The sequence below is a fragment of the Streptococcus cristatus genome, from assembly GCF_003943535.1.
In the GTDB taxonomy this organism is placed as follows: domain Bacteria; phylum Bacillota; class Bacilli; order Lactobacillales; family Streptococcaceae; genus Streptococcus; species Streptococcus cristatus_L.
In genome coordinates this window covers 344,218-358,443 of sequence record NZ_RJPU01000002.1, presented here as the reverse complement: position 1 = coordinate 358,443, position 14,226 = coordinate 344,218, and the positions used below count along the sequence as shown (strand labels likewise).

Sequence of the window (14,226 nt, the reverse complement as noted above, 5' to 3'; positions counted from 1 at the left end):
AAATTAAGCGTTGATTGCGTTGATGACAACTTTAGTGTAAGGTTGACGGTGACCTTGTTTGCGGTGGCTACCTTTTTTAGGTTTGTACTTGAAAGTAACGACTTTCTTTTGTTTTCCTTGTTTTTCAACAGTTCCAACTACAGTAGCTCCAGAAACAAGTGGAGTTCCGACAACAGTTTTATCACCACCAACAAGAACAACTTCATTAAAAGTCACTTCTTGACCAGCTTCAACATCCAATTTTTCAACGTAGATAGCTTGACCAACTTCAACTTTAACTTGTTTTCCGCCAGTTTTAATGATTGCGTATGTGCTCATTATGCACCTCCTATGATTTTTTGGGGTTTCCCCGTATTTTTGTGAAGACTCGCCTAGCATCGTGGGACGAACCACTTTATACTCACTATGTGATCAACGATGTTCGAGCGGTTGCACAGGCCGTGCATAGTCAACATTCTTAGTATAGCACTTCTACTAACCTTTTGCAAGTAATTTTATTTAATGAAAACGGATTTTCGACTAAATATCCTCATTCTGTACTTCCATTTATTTAAAATATACAATCTGCCCTTCTTGATTGACATAGACCTCAATAGCTATCGGAGGCTTCAAATTTTTTTTTGCTGATCTGGCAAGACTTTTATTACTATCTGAAACATTAACCTCTCGCTCTTTTCCATCAACGTTAATAGTAAAGGTAATACGAGAATAGGTAGACTTACTTCCTCCAGTCTCGGTATCAACACCAGTCACTAAAGCCGTTTTTAGCTCGGTTATCTGATTAGTAAAATAATGATAGCGCCAAATACCATTGGTCATTCGATAGCCTTCATAAGCAGGAAAGATAAAAAACATAAGAAGAACGCCAATTATTGTGACAAAAATAGCTCTGCCCTTACTTTTTTGGCTTTGACGTATAGTATTCCATTTATTTCTCATGGCCTTCTTGACAGAGCCAGCTTCCTTAATATCTTTATGATATCCCAAAAATAAGAGAGCATACAAGCTTAGGAAAATCTGGAAATGAACTAAGAGACCAATAAAATAAGTCCAACTGGGAATTCCAAACAGCAAAGCATTATCTTGTCCATCTTTCCAAGACAATGCTCGCATGAGCCCACTCAAGAAATAATCCCACTCGTTCATAAATATCCCCTTTTATCTTCAGCATAGATGGATATAATTTCCAGATTCTTTTAGTAAAAAGCTACTTCTAAACTCCTACAACAACCCCTCAATCAGCTCATCAACTTCATCAGTCTCTACCTGTGGCCTGATTTCTGTAATCATGATGCCTGCAACAGCGCGTTCTACCAAGCCTTCAACATCTAGACGAGCTTCGTACTGCTCGGCATTCTTTATTTTTGGATTGGTTTTAGGCCGGTCAGGCGCAAAAATAGTACAGCAGTCTTCAAATGGCTGGATAGAGATTTGGAAAGTATCAATTTTTTCTGCAATCTCAATGATTTCCAGCTTATCCATCGTCACGACAGGACGGATAACCGGTGTATTGGTCACGGCGTTAATAGCCTGCATACTCTCGATGGTTTGACTTGCCACCTGACCTAGACTTTCTCCATTGATAATGACTTGACCGCCCCGCTCCTCTCGAATCCGGTCTGTAATACGCATCATAAAGCGACGAGTCAGTGTCATCAGGTAGGCTTCTGGAGCCTTTGCCTTGATTTCTTCCTGAATCTCTGTAAAAGGCACTTCGATAAACTGGATATTGCCGCCAAACTTGGTCAATATTCGCGTCAAATCTTGAGCTTTTTTCAACGCACCTGGACTAGTATAAGGCGGACTAGCAAAGTGAACCGCCTCGATGTCTACACCACGCTTGAGAGCCAGATAACCAGCCACCGGTGAGTCAATCCCACCAGACAGCATGAGCGTGCCCTTGCCTGAAGTGCCGACTGGCAGTCCCCCAGCACCACGAATCGTCTCATAAGAGATATAGGCCGCTTCCTCACGAATCTCAACGCGCAGGTCAATATCTGGCGCTTTCATCTTGACCTGAACATTTGGAATGGCCTTAAAAACAGCATCCCCCAATGTCTGATTGAGCTCGCGGCTATCCAATTCAAAGCTGTGATCACTGCGCTTGCTGGAAATCTTAAAAGTCATACCTTCTTGATAAACTTCCTTCATGATGGTTTGGACAGCTTCGATTAGGGCTGGTACCGACTTTTCGATTTTATAAGACGGTGAAAAATTCTGAATCCCAAAAATCTGCTTGAGTGACTCAGCGACAGGCTGATAGTCTGTTCCATGCAAATAGACATGAGTTCGGTCACGGTCAGCCTTGACATGGACCTGCTGATAGACTGACAAAACAGCCTGAATATTACGTTTGAGTTTGTTGATAAAGCGCATGCGGTTCTTGCCCTTGGTAGAAAGCTCACCATAGCGCACCATAATTTCTGAATATTGCATTGTTTACCTTACTTTTCTGGTTTTTTCGTAAATGATTTTAAAAGTTGTTAAAAACTGTTCCATCTGGCTCATATCGTTGTCCAGATCTAAACTGATACGGACGGCAGTTTGAGCGAGAGACTTTTCGACCCCCATAGCGATGAGGGTTCCCGCTGGCTTACCAGCCTTAGAAGAGCAAGCGCTGGTCGTCGAGATATAGATCTCGTAGTCTTCAAACGCATGGACGACGACTTCACCTCGTACTCCCTTGATACCAAAGGTCAGGATATGAGGCGCAAAATCTTCCAAGCCTGAGAAGACCACCACGTCGGAATACTTCTGCAGCTCTTCAAGGATAATCTTCTTCATCTGAGCCGTCCGCTGGGCAAACGTTTCTTGCTTTTCCATGGACAATCGCAGAGCCTTGGCTGTGGCTGCAATGCCTGCTAGATTTTCCGTTGTGGAGCGCTTATCCGACTCCTGGCCGCCACCAGTCAAAAGCGGACTAATTTTCTTGCCAGACTTGATATAGACAAATCCTACGCCCCGAAGACCGTGAAATTTATGACTGGAGAATGTCGCGAAATCCACGCGATCCGTCAGATAAGCCGCTGTCGGAATCTTCGTAACAGCCTGGACAGCATCCACGTGAAAGGAAATAGTCGGTTTGTCTGCTAGCAGTTCGGATATTTTCTGAATGGGCTGAATACTACCGATCTCATTATTGACAGCCATGATCGAGATCAGAGTAGTGTCTGATCGAATCAACTCCGCTAGTTTGTCTACATCAACAAAACCCGCCTTATCTACTGGCGCAAAATCAACTTCAAATCCCTGACTCTGCAACCAGAGGGCTGATTCTTTAACCGCGGGATGCTCAATGTTGGATACGATGATGTGTTTTCCAAAAGGAATCTTTTCAAAGGCGACTCCTTTAAGTACCCAGTTGTCCCCTTCTGTCCCTCCAGACGTAAAAAAAATCTCCGACGAAGACTTACCTAAAAGCTCTGCTATTTGACGGCGAGAGGCCTCTAAGAGACGGGTCGCCTGACTGCCCAAACTATGCAGACTAGAAGGATTACCCCAGATTTTAGAAGCCACTTCTGTATAGGTAGCCAGCGCCTCTGGATAGGGCTTGGTTGTCGCTGAATTATCTAAATAAATCATCTTTTTCCTCTGTATTTATCAGTAAAAATCAATACTCCTATTGTAACACGAAACGAGCCTAGGAACAAGAAAAGGGCGCAGTCCCTACCTGATAAATTTAGGAACCGGCCCTGAACACGATTACTTCGCCTCGCCAATCATATCTAATTTTTTTAAATAATCCTCAATCAGGAAAGCTGTCTCTTCAATTGATTTATCTGTAATATTGATGACCTCTATCTGATATTTTCTAAAGACTTCTTTGGAATAGTCTAATTCCTGATAAATCTTCTCCAAATCTGTGTAGCTGGTCGAGTGGGACAGCCCCAACGAATTGAGGCGGTTGCTACGAATTTTGACTAATTTTTCTGGCTCACAGACCAGACCGATCATCCTACGCTTGTCCACCTTGTCTAAAACTTGAGGAAGCGGAACTTCTGGAATCAAAGGTAAATTGGAAACTTTGTAGCCCTTATTAGCCAAAAAAATGCTGAGAGGAGTTTTTGAAGTCCGTGAAACTCCCAGTAGAACTAGATCCGACTCCAAAAATCCCTGCGGAGATTTGCCATCATCATGCTTTACAGCAAACTCAATCGCTGATATTTTATTAAAATATTCCGTATCCAAACGGTGCAAGGTTCCTGGTATCTCAATCGGGCTAATCCCAGTCTTTTCTCCTATGATTTCAAAGAAAGGGTGCATGAGATCAATGTAGGCCAGCTTGTGGTTTTGACTAAATTCTCTAGCCAGCTTAGCTAATTCTCCATTTACCAAGGTACTGATGACCAAGGCATCATCTTTTAAAGCATCTTGCAAAATTTCCAGCAATTCTTGCTCCTTGTCTATAAAAGGAAAACGGTAGCTATTATTAAATGTCAAATCTGGATACTGCGCACTTACAGCAGACAAGAGTCGCTGCGAGGTTCCTCCTAAAGAATCTGAAATGCTATATACAATAATTTCTTTCCTCATTGTCACTACTCCTGTCTCTTTACTTCCGCTTGGCGCGCTTCCTGAATGATATAGTCCAGCAGAGCTGTCTTAGTCACCGTTCCTAAAATCTTGCGCTCATTATCTTTCTCTACCACAGGCAGGGAGTCAATGGCAAAATCCTGCAAAAGAGCGGCCACCTCTAGTATATTCATATCCTTATGGCAGGTTCTAAGATGAGGCATCCGCGTCATACAAACTGCAATAGGCGTTGTTCCGATACTACTGGATAAAGCCGCTCGTAGCAAATCCTTGCGCGAGACAATTCCTAAGAGTAGCTTCTTTTCATCAATGACATAAAGAACATCCGCGTCATACATAAAGAGCCTTATCACCGCATCCTGGATGAAAGTTTCTTGAGGCACCAAAACTGGAGAAACCATAATATCTTCCGCTTTCTTGCGAAAAGTGTCAAAGAAAAATAAGGTCTCTAAATCATTCCCTGAATAAGTATAGCCAACCTTTGGCGTCGCTTTTAAAATGCCAACCAGCGTCAAAAAGGACAGGTCCGAGCGCAAGGTTGCTCTAGAAATTTCCATCAGTTCTGAAATCTTTTCCCCGCTGACTGGCTGCTCTTTCTTGACAATGTCAACAATCTGCTTTTGGCGTGCTGATAATTCCAATGCAATATGTCTCCTTTTTAGAGATAGAATACTTTATTTTTCATCTTTTTCTGTCATATTATATCATATTTTTATCTTATATCAATGAAATATAACGATCTTTTCCATTGACAAATATATGTGATGTATATTAGAATATAAACGATATATATATGACACATTTTTGTCTATTTGGAGGTAAGATATGACGAAATGGATTTATTCCTTTGAGGAAGGACGAGCCGAGCAAAATGCTCTTTTGGGTGGTAAAGGTGCCAATCTGGCTGAAATGACCAATTTAGGTTTGCCAGTTCCGCCAGGATTCACTATTACGACGGAAGCCTGTATTCAGTTTTTAAGTAAGCCTTCCTTTTTTGAAGAAACATTAAGCGAGAATGTTTTGCAGGCTATTTCTGAACTAGAGCAAAAAACTGGCCAATACTTCTCAGGGAACGAAGAGGAGCAACTGCTAGTCTCTGTTCGCAGCGGTGCTAAGTTTTCTATGCCTGGCATGATGGATACGATTTTAAACTTAGGATTGAATGACCTGCGAACCCAAACCTTGGCTTCCAAAACCAATATGGCTTTTGCCTATAATTGCTATCGCAGGCTGCTCCAGATGTATGCAGATGTCGTTTTCCAAATTCCAAAAGAAGACTTCGATCAGTTGCTCTCCTATTTTGAAAAGAATGCTGGTAAGACTGCCAACGACTTTAGTTTGGAAGAGCACCAAGCTCTCATTGATCAGTACAAGCAGCTGTATCGCGAGCATTATCAGACTTTTCCTCAAAATCCTAAGGAACAACTCTTCGCTGCTATCAAAGCTGTTTTTCGCTCTTGGAATAATCCACGCGCCCAAGTCTATCGCAAGCTCAATCAGATTCCAGAAGATTTAGGAACTGCCGTTAATATTCAAGTCATGGTCTTTGGCAACTTTGATCAAGAAAGTGGGACTGGAGTGGTCTTCACTCGAAATCCAGCAACAGGTCAAAAAGGCCTCTTTGGCGAATTTCTTTTAAATGCCCAAGGAGAGGATGTCGTGGCCGGTATTCGCACGCCCGATCCCATTCAACATCTGCAAGAAAAGATGCCAGAAGCCTATGCTGCTTTTCAAGAATATGCCCACATACTTGAAGATCACTATAAAGATATGCAAGATATCGAATTTACAATCGAAAAGGGCAAGCTCTATATCCTGCAAACCCGTAATGGTAAGCGAACAGTCAAGGCTGCTTTGAAAATCGCTCTGCAATTAGTAGAAGAAGGCAAGATAGACAAGTGCGAGGCCATTCGTCGGATTAGCCCTGCTCATATCAATCAGCTGATTCACCCCGTCTTTGATGAAAATAAGCTCCAGCAAGCGACAATTTTAGCGCAAGGATTGCCAGCCAGTCCCGGTGCTGCAACAGGAAAAATTGTCTTCACTGCCAAGCGAGCCAAAGAACTACATGAAGCTGGCGAAAAAGTTGTGCTGGTCCGGCAAGAAACTTCTCCCGAAGACATAGAAGGAATGATTGTCAGCCAAGCAATCGTCACTAGCCAAGGTGGAATGACCTCACACGCAGCAGTTGTAGCTCGAGGGATGGGAACCTGCTGTGTCGCAGGATGTGGAGATCTACTTGTCCAAGAGGACAGCAAAACCATCCAGTGCCGAGATATCTTGCTCAATGAAGGAGATATTCTATCCGTAGATGGTCGGACTGGTTTTCTTTATCTGGGTCAAATCCCGACTGTCTCTGTAGAAAAAGATCAGGATCTGCAGCTCTTGCTGACTTGGGCTGATGAAGTAGCTAAGCTCTCAGTCCGCGCCAATGCTGAAACGATTCAAGATTTGCAAACCGCTATTAGCTTCGGAGCGCAAGGCATCGGACTGGCAAGAACCGAGCATATGTTTTTCGGTGAGGAAAGAATCCTGCAAATGAGGAAATTAATTCTGGCCGAAAACGAGATAGAAAGACGGGAGGCACTTGCCCATCTCCTTGATTACCAAGCAGAAGACTTCTATCAGATGTTCCAGACTGTTGGTGAAAAACCCATGATTGTCCGTCTACTGGATCCCCCTATGCACGAATTTCTCCCGAAAGACCATCTGGAAATTGCCCTGCTGGCTGAAAAGCTCAATAAAAAAGCTAGTCAACTAGAAAGAAAAATCACACAATTGCAAGAAACAAATCCTATGCTTGGCCATCGCGGCTGTCGCTTGGGAATTACCTTGCCAGATATCTATAAGATGCAAATAGAAGCTATCTTTAGCAGCGCCATTCGACTGCAGCAAGAAGGAAATCCAGTGCGTCCTGAAATTATGATTCCGTTGATTGCTACAAAATCAGAGCTTATCTATCTTAAAGAGCTGCTCATCAAGCATATCGAATGGATTTTCAAAAAGCATCAATGCTCTCCATTCCCATATGACATTGGTACCATGATCGAACTGCCGAGAGCCTGCTTCATTGCTGATCAGCTGGCTCAGGAAGCGGACTTCTTCAGCTTTGGAACCAATGACTTGACCCAGATGACTTTTGGCTTTTCAAGGGATGATATCGGAAAATTCCTCAACGACTATAAAGAGAAAAAGTTGCTCACCCAAGATCCATTCCAAAGCCTTGACCAGGAAGGTGTCGGCCAATTGATGAAATTGGCCATTGAAAAAGCTCGCCAAGTAGATCCAACCTTGTCCATCGGAGTTTGTGGCGAAGTTGGTGGTGATCCAGCTTCCATTCCTTTCTTACAAGAAATCGGAGTCACTTATATCTCCTGCTCCCCTTATCGAGTCCCAGCAGCTCGGCTAGCTGTAGCCCAAGCTGCCCCTGCCTCTGAAACAACTCCAAAGTAGCTCTAACATTTTGATAAAACCAACAGCTCTAAGAGGCTTATCTCTCCGCCTTTTGGAGCTGTTGTTCTTCATTCTATTGTGTGCGTTTTCATTTAAAAAATTCAGATTTTTGGAAGACTTTTCTAAATAAAAGACGTATAATAAATTAAGAACGAAAAGGAGCGACTTTTACATGAAAAACTATTCTCGCAAAGAAAAAAATAACAGCACTTCAAATCGAAAACCAGCTAGTCAGCATATTAAAACTGGCTTTTCCGCCCTACAAAAGACTATTGCTACAATTGCCAGTCTTCTTTCAATCGTCATTGCTTGCTTTACCATCATGAACCTTATGAACAACAATGACTCAAAATCAAAAACTGATACAGGCAACTCGACTACGACTACTACCATCATCAAAGAGGTAGAAAAAGAGTCTACATCTGTTAGCTCGACTCCAACAGAAACTTCAGCTGCTACTGAGACCGAAACATCATCAAGCTCCTCAAGCGCAGAAGCAAATACGAGCCATACAACTCCTTCCACTGACAGCAGTTCGACAAGCCAAGACCAGCATACAACAACAGAGTCCAGCACTCAAGCATCCAACTAAAAACTTTATTCAATCTATCCAAGAAAGCCTGAATTTTACTCAGGCTTTTTTCTATTTCTCTCCTTCTCTTGCTCTTTGAGAAGAATAATAATTTTCCTAACGTTTTTGTGTCAAGAAAAATGCTGCAAGGCCAAGAAGCCCCACAGCTTTTCCAGAAATCAAAGTTCCAAAATTTGATAATCATAGCCCAGATGAGTCAAGAACTTAAAAAGATCTTGGGTTGCGAGAAAAATCGTCTTTTCATTGGTATTGGGATGGAAAGTCATGATATCCTCTGATACAATGTCCTTATCAAAATAAACTTGAATATCCCGCTCAGGATTATTCAGAAGGCCAAAAGGCGATACCGTTCCTGGTGGTAGCTGCATTTTTTCAAAGAGAGAATCCGCTGAAGCCATGCGAATGCGGTTGGCTGAGACCAAGTCTTTAAACAAGTCCATATCTAGACTCTTTTGATCATCCATAATCAACAGATAATATTGAGTTTTCTTCTTATTGGTCAAAAACATGGTCTTAGTCCGAACCCCCTCGATTCCTTCGATATAGGAGTCGGCTTGCTCTGTGGTAAATGCAGGTGGGTGCTCCACCACATCAAAGGGGATCCCCAACTCTTGCAACTTGTTAGCCACTTGTTGATAAGCATCCATAGATTTCCTCCTTTATTGATGAATAATCTTTTGTACCAATGCTTGCAATTCTGGCACCACTTCTGCCTCAAACCAAGGATTTTTCGCCATCCAAATTTGGTTGCGGGGCGATGGATGTACCAAGGGAAAAAAGTCGGGTAGGTAGTCTTGATAATGCTGGACCGTCTCGGTCAGCTTGACTGTACCTTTTTGATGCAGATAGTATTTCTGTGCATACTGACCAATCAAGATAGTCAACTCAATATCTGGTAAGAGCTCTAAAATCGGCTTATGCCATTTCTCAGCAAAGCCCTTGCGAGGCGGTAAATCTCCAGACTTACCATGCCCAGGGAAATAAAAATCCATGGGCAGAACCGCAAAATATCCAGACTGATAGAAAGTTTCCTCATCAACACCCAGCCATTCTCTCAGTCGGTCGCCACTCTTGTCCTTCCAGTAAAGCCCCGCCTGCTGGGTTTTCAGCCCCGGTGCCTGGCCAACAATATTAATCCGAGCATTCTTAGGCGCCGCAAAAAGTGGTCTGATACCCTGTTCTGTGAAAGCTTTATTCTGTGGGTCAGCTATAATGGCCTTGGTAATATCTTCTATTGTCTGCATCATATTTCCTCCCTTGAAAAGAAACTCACCTGGCATAGCCAAATGAGTTCTTATTTTATTTGATCAATTCGTAAATGGCTTCAGCATAAATTGCAGCCGCGCGAAAGAGATCTTCTACATCGATAAATTCATTGGCTTGGTGCATAGTGTCGATATAGTCTGGGAACATCGCGCCATAAGCAACACCACGTTTCAAGAGGCGTCCAAAGGTACCACCACCGATAACTTGCTCATGACCTTTCAGTCCAGTTTGTTTTTCATAAACAGCCAGCAAGGTCTGCACCAACGGATCTTCCATCGGTACATAGTGAGGAGTATGTCCATGCTCAGACAAGGTCACTTTGGTTACTGGCAACTGCTCTAAAACATTTTGAATGGTTTCTGGACTAGTTCCCTCAGGATAGCGAATATTGAGGGCAATTGTATTATCAGCCTTATTTTCGTCAAAGCGGAAAACGCCCGCATTCATTGACAGAGCTCCCATCTTCTCATCCACATGAGCAATCTTCAAGTTCTCACCCTCATGGTCATTTAGGAGAATATTTCCAGCCACATCTAGATAATCCTTAGCAGGGCCAGCAAAGTCAAACTGCGTTAGGAATTTGGCTAAATAAGTTGCACCATTGACACCAGACTGAGGAGAAGCACCGTGCGCAGACTTACCGATAATGGTCACAGTGACTTGGCTATTAGCAAGTTCTTCATATGTGAAGTCTAGTCCATTTTCCTTAGCAAACTGCTCCAATTTATCAACTAGATTTGGCAAATGACCTGACAAGACAGCTGTGCCGGACTCAGGCACCATGTTCTCCCGCAAGCCACCAGTAAAGCTATGCAGGCGTGCTGCGCCAGCATTTTCACCAGCAAAATGCAGGTACTCTGTGATATTTCCTTTTTCACCATTGATAATTGGAAACTCAGCATCTGGTGAGAAGCCGAAATCAGGCTCAGGCAGGCCTACATGAGCAAAGTAATACTCCATGTCTTTCCAGCCAGACTCTTCATCTGTCCCCACCACAAAGCGCACGCGCTTAGAAACCGGCAAGCCCAATTCTTTGATGACTTTCAAACCGTAGTAACATGCCATAGTTGGTCCCTTGTCATCACTAGAACCACGAGCATAGAGACGGCCATCCTTAATCGTCGGTGTATAAGGGTCTGTATCCCAACCACTTCCAGCAGGTACCACATCCATATGGGCAAAGATACCCAGTTCTTCTTCTCCTTCCCCAAAAGTAAAGTGACCAGCATAATTGTCCACATTTTGAGTCGGGTAACCATCACGTTCAGCAATTTCCAAGAATTTATGCAAGGCCTTTACAGGACCAGGTCCAAAAGGATGTTCCTTGTCTGCCTTAGAATCATCCCGCTCTGAATTAATTTCTAAAAGGCTGAACAAGTCCGCCAACAGAGCTTCTCTACGTTTTTCAACTTCTGCTTTAAAATCAATTGTCATTTTCTCACCTCTATAAAACACTTTGATTTAAAATGAATATTTTGAATTAAATTACGATTTCTGTTTTTTACTTTATTAACGCTTTTCGATAATCTCATCAACTGGTAACCGATAGCTAGGTTCTAGCTTGTCATCTGTATAACCAACAGTAATCAAGAGTTCTGGACGGAAACGCTCATCAATCTCCAAAACTTGGTTGACTTTTGATTTATCAAATCCTAGGATGATATTTGAGCCAATACCTTGGTCAGTCAAGGCCAAAACGAGGTTCATAGCGACCAAACCCGCATTAAGGGCCAAGTAATCACTCTTTTGTTGGTCATTATAGCGAGCAAACTCAGCTGGCAAATTTTGCATATAAAATTGAAGCTGCTCATCAGAAAAATTTTTTACCCCAGCGACACGCGCGATCTTGCGCGCCCGCTTAGCCAAATCCGTATCTGTAAAGAGGGCAATTGTCACTGGAGCTTCCTTGATTTGATCTTGGTTAGAGCCAAAGGTAATACCCGCTAAAGCTTCATTTCGCTCACGCACCACTACAAACTTCCAAGGCTGACTATTATGAGCACTTGGTGCCAAGGTCGCAATTTCAATAGCTGTACGGACATCCTTAGGATCTACCGGTTTGTCATTGAAATGCTTAGTTGCATGACGCTTTTTGTTTAATTCAAGAAATTTCATAATTGGTTTCCTTTTCTAATTTCTGTTACTCTTATTTTACCACAAATTGAAAGAGCTTGCAGAGGTTTTTCATGAAGTTGTGCATCCTTATTTTCTATTCCAATGCTAATGAAATCATACTAGCCTGAACATCCATAAATTTATCTTCAAATTGTGTCATCATTACATTCCTATTTGTAAAATCTTTACGCAATAAAGCAAATTTTTTCAACTTCAGACTGATTTGACTTTTCTATAGAAATCATAATTGACTCTCCATTTTGGTTCACTTCTTTCCAATTATGCCACAAAAGACCGTTTACACGGTCTTGCTTTATATATTAACTATCCAACCCTACCAAAGGCTCCGCCACTTCTAACAAAGGACGAGCTGGCTCTGTTTGATTGAGTTTTGCCTGCACAGCTTCTGCCACTGCTCGCGGTACGCCCACTTCGACGATTTCATCGACACTGGCTTCTTTAATCTTGGTCAGTGATTTGAAATGCTTCATGAGATTTTGCTTGCGTTTTGGCCCCAAACCTTCGATGCCATCGAGTTGCGATGAGAAGGAATTCTTAGAACGAAGCTGACGGTGGAAGGTAATGGCAAAGCGGTGCACCTCATCTTGGATGCGCTGGAGGAGGAAAAATTCCTGAGAATTACGAGATAATTCGACGACTTGCAGAGGATCACCAAAGAGCAATTCATGGGTCTGGTGCTTGTCATTTTTTTGCAGTCCAGCGATAGGAATATCAAGCCCCAACTGGTTCTGGATAACGTCTTTAGCGATATTGACCTGGCCTTGTCCACCGTCAATGACAATCAGATCTGGTGGCGTCAGCCCGTCACGAATGACCCGACTATAGCGACGCTTGATGACCTCTCGCATGCTAGCGTAGTCGTCCGGCCCTACCACAGTCTTGATCTTATATTTGCGGTAATCCTTCTTGCTAGGCTTACCATTGACAAAGACCACCATAGCTGAGACGGGACTGGTCCCCATGATGTTGGAGTTATCGAAAGACTCAATCCGAACGGGTGTCGGAATATTGAGGAGCTTCCCTAGATTTTCTATAGCGCCCTGCGTTTTCTCAACGGATTTCTCCAAAAGGTCAAATTTCTGCTGGAGGCTGACCCGAGCATTCTTAATAGCCAGATTGACCAGCTGTTTCTTTTCGCCTCGCTGAGGCTTGACTACTTTGGTATCCACCACGGCTCGGACGGCTTCTTCATCAATATCCGCTGGAATCAAGATTTCATTTGGCTTGAGATGAGATTTTTCTTGGTAAAACTGGCCAATATAGGTCAGGAAATCCTCGTCGGGATCATTATAATAGGGGAAAAGATTGACATCACGCTCAATCAACTTGCCCTGGCGCACAAAGAAGACCTGCACACACATCCAACCCTTGTCCACATAATAGCCAAAAACATCACGATTCTGCAAATCCTTAGCCATGACCCTCTGCTTGGTACGTAAGGTTCCAATAGCCTGAATCAGGTCACGGTATTCAGCCGCTCGCTCAAACTCCATGGCTGCAGCTGTTTTATTCATCTTATCACGGAGCTCATCGATAATCTTATCGTCCTGTCCCTTGAGAAAATCCGACACTTCCTGAGCCATGTTCTTGAAATACTGGCTATCCCGCTTGCAAATCGTATGGGCTTCACATTGCCCCAAGTGATAATAAAAACAAACTTTTGCAGGTGGATTGGTACATTTTTTGAATGTAAAAATGCGATCGAGCAGGCGCTTGATTTCATTGGCTGCACCGACATCTGGATAAGGACCAAAATAAAGACCGCCATCCTTTTTGACTTGGCGCGTGATAATCAGACGCGGATAGACTTCGTTGGTAATCTTAATAAAAGGATAGGACTTATCGTCCTTGAGCATGATATTGTACTTGGGCTTATTTTCCTTGATTAGATTAATTTCTAGGAGTAAAGCCTCGATATTAGACTCAGTGACAATAAACTCAAAATCCTCAATCTCTGAAACCAGAGCCTCCGTCTTGGTATCGTGGCTGCCACGGAAATAAGAACGGACCCGATTGCGCAGATTTTTAGCCTTGCCGACATAGATAATGGTACCGTTTTTGTCCTTGTGAATGTAACAGCCGGGACTGGTCGGCAACAGTTCCAGCTTGGATTGAATTAGCTTGTTTGTAGACATATTTTCCAAAACCCTATCTTTTCAATAGAAATTTTTCATTTTCCTAGAACATGCACTTTCCTAACAATTCATGATCATTCCTCGTTGCAAATGTTTATTCCTAGGCTAGAC

The 14,226-nt window shown here is 42.9% G+C and carries 13 protein-coding genes and 1 other annotated feature; of the genes, 2 read left to right on the top strand and 11 right to left on the bottom strand.

All coding sequences use genetic code 11. The features are described 5' to 3' along the window. Nucleotides 1–3: 3 nt before the first annotated feature. From rplU to D8790_RS04945, 6 genes are all read right to left on the bottom strand, one after another. On the bottom strand, nucleotides 4–318 hold the full coding sequence (gene rplU / locus D8790_RS04970) for a 50S ribosomal protein L21 (protein ID WP_005591928.1): 315 nt from the start codon (nucleotides 316–318) through the stop codon (nucleotides 4–6). 35 nt (nucleotides 319–353) lie between these two features. Next, nucleotides 354–441 (bottom strand) — a sequence feature (ribosomal protein L21 leader region). Between the two features lie 105 nt (nucleotides 442–546). Continuing rightward, on the bottom strand, nucleotides 547–1,146 hold the full coding sequence (locus D8790_RS04965; RefSeq protein ID WP_125387793.1) for a hypothetical protein: 600 nt from the start codon (nucleotides 1,144–1,146) through the stop codon (nucleotides 547–549). A 75-nt stretch (nucleotides 1,147–1,221) separates the two neighbouring features. Further along, the gene (gene thiI, locus D8790_RS04960) at nucleotides 1,222–2,436 is read right to left on the bottom strand and encodes a tRNA uracil 4-sulfurtransferase ThiI (protein ID WP_125387792.1); all 1,215 of its coding nucleotides are present in this window, start codon (nucleotides 2,434–2,436) and stop codon (nucleotides 1,222–1,224) included. Between the two features lie 3 nt (nucleotides 2,437–2,439). Continuing rightward, the gene (locus tag D8790_RS04955; RefSeq protein ID WP_125387791.1) at nucleotides 2,440–3,582 is read right to left on the bottom strand and encodes a cysteine desulfurase family protein; all 1,143 of its coding nucleotides are present in this window, start codon (nucleotides 3,580–3,582) and stop codon (nucleotides 2,440–2,442) included. Between the two features lie 120 nt (nucleotides 3,583–3,702). Further along, the gene (locus D8790_RS04950; RefSeq protein ID WP_125387790.1) at nucleotides 3,703–4,533 is read right to left on the bottom strand and encodes a pyruvate, water dikinase regulatory protein; all 831 of its coding nucleotides are present in this window, start codon (nucleotides 4,531–4,533) and stop codon (nucleotides 3,703–3,705) included. Between the two features lie 5 nt (nucleotides 4,534–4,538). Beyond that, nucleotides 4,539–5,174, bottom strand: a complete 636-nt coding sequence (locus tag D8790_RS04945) for a CBS domain-containing protein (protein ID WP_125387789.1) — start codon at nucleotides 5,172–5,174, stop codon at nucleotides 4,539–4,541. Nucleotides 5,175–5,358: 184 nt separating this feature from the next. On the opposite strand from D8790_RS04945, the gene ppdK reads away from it, so the two are divergent. Next, nucleotides 5,359–7,986, top strand: a complete 2,628-nt coding sequence (gene ppdK, locus D8790_RS04940; RefSeq protein WP_125387788.1) for a pyruvate, phosphate dikinase — start codon at nucleotides 5,359–5,361, stop codon at nucleotides 7,984–7,986. 172 nt (nucleotides 7,987–8,158) lie between these two features. Then, the gene (locus tag D8790_RS04935; RefSeq protein WP_125387787.1) at nucleotides 8,159–8,578 is read left to right on the top strand and encodes a DUF6556 family protein; all 420 of its coding nucleotides are present in this window, start codon (nucleotides 8,159–8,161) and stop codon (nucleotides 8,576–8,578) included. Between the two features lie 158 nt (nucleotides 8,579–8,736). On the opposite strand, the gene D8790_RS04930 is transcribed toward D8790_RS04935, so the two are convergent. The 5 genes from D8790_RS04930 to uvrC form a co-directional block, all read right to left on the bottom strand. Continuing rightward, nucleotides 8,737–9,225, bottom strand: coding sequence for a prolyl-tRNA synthetase associated domain-containing protein (locus tag D8790_RS04930; RefSeq protein WP_125387786.1), 489 nt, complete (start codon nucleotides 9,223–9,225; stop codon nucleotides 8,737–8,739). A gap of 12 nt (nucleotides 9,226–9,237) precedes the next feature. Next, nucleotides 9,238–9,822, bottom strand: coding sequence for a uracil-DNA glycosylase family protein (locus D8790_RS04925; RefSeq protein WP_125387924.1), 585 nt, complete (start codon nucleotides 9,820–9,822; stop codon nucleotides 9,238–9,240). 55 nt (nucleotides 9,823–9,877) lie between these two features. After that, a complete protein-coding gene (pepV, locus tag D8790_RS04920; protein WP_125387785.1) occupies nucleotides 9,878–11,278 on the bottom strand; it encodes a dipeptidase PepV in 1,401 nt (466 codons plus the stop codon). 75 nt (nucleotides 11,279–11,353) lie between these two features. Then, on the bottom strand, nucleotides 11,354–11,959 hold the full coding sequence (locus D8790_RS04915) for a nitroreductase family protein (protein WP_125387784.1): 606 nt from the start codon (nucleotides 11,957–11,959) through the stop codon (nucleotides 11,354–11,356). 320 nt (nucleotides 11,960–12,279) lie between these two features. Further along, nucleotides 12,280–14,115, bottom strand: a complete 1,836-nt coding sequence (gene uvrC / locus D8790_RS04910) for an excinuclease ABC subunit UvrC (RefSeq protein WP_125387783.1) — start codon at nucleotides 14,113–14,115, stop codon at nucleotides 12,280–12,282. Nucleotides 14,116–14,226 lie beyond the last annotated feature (111 nt).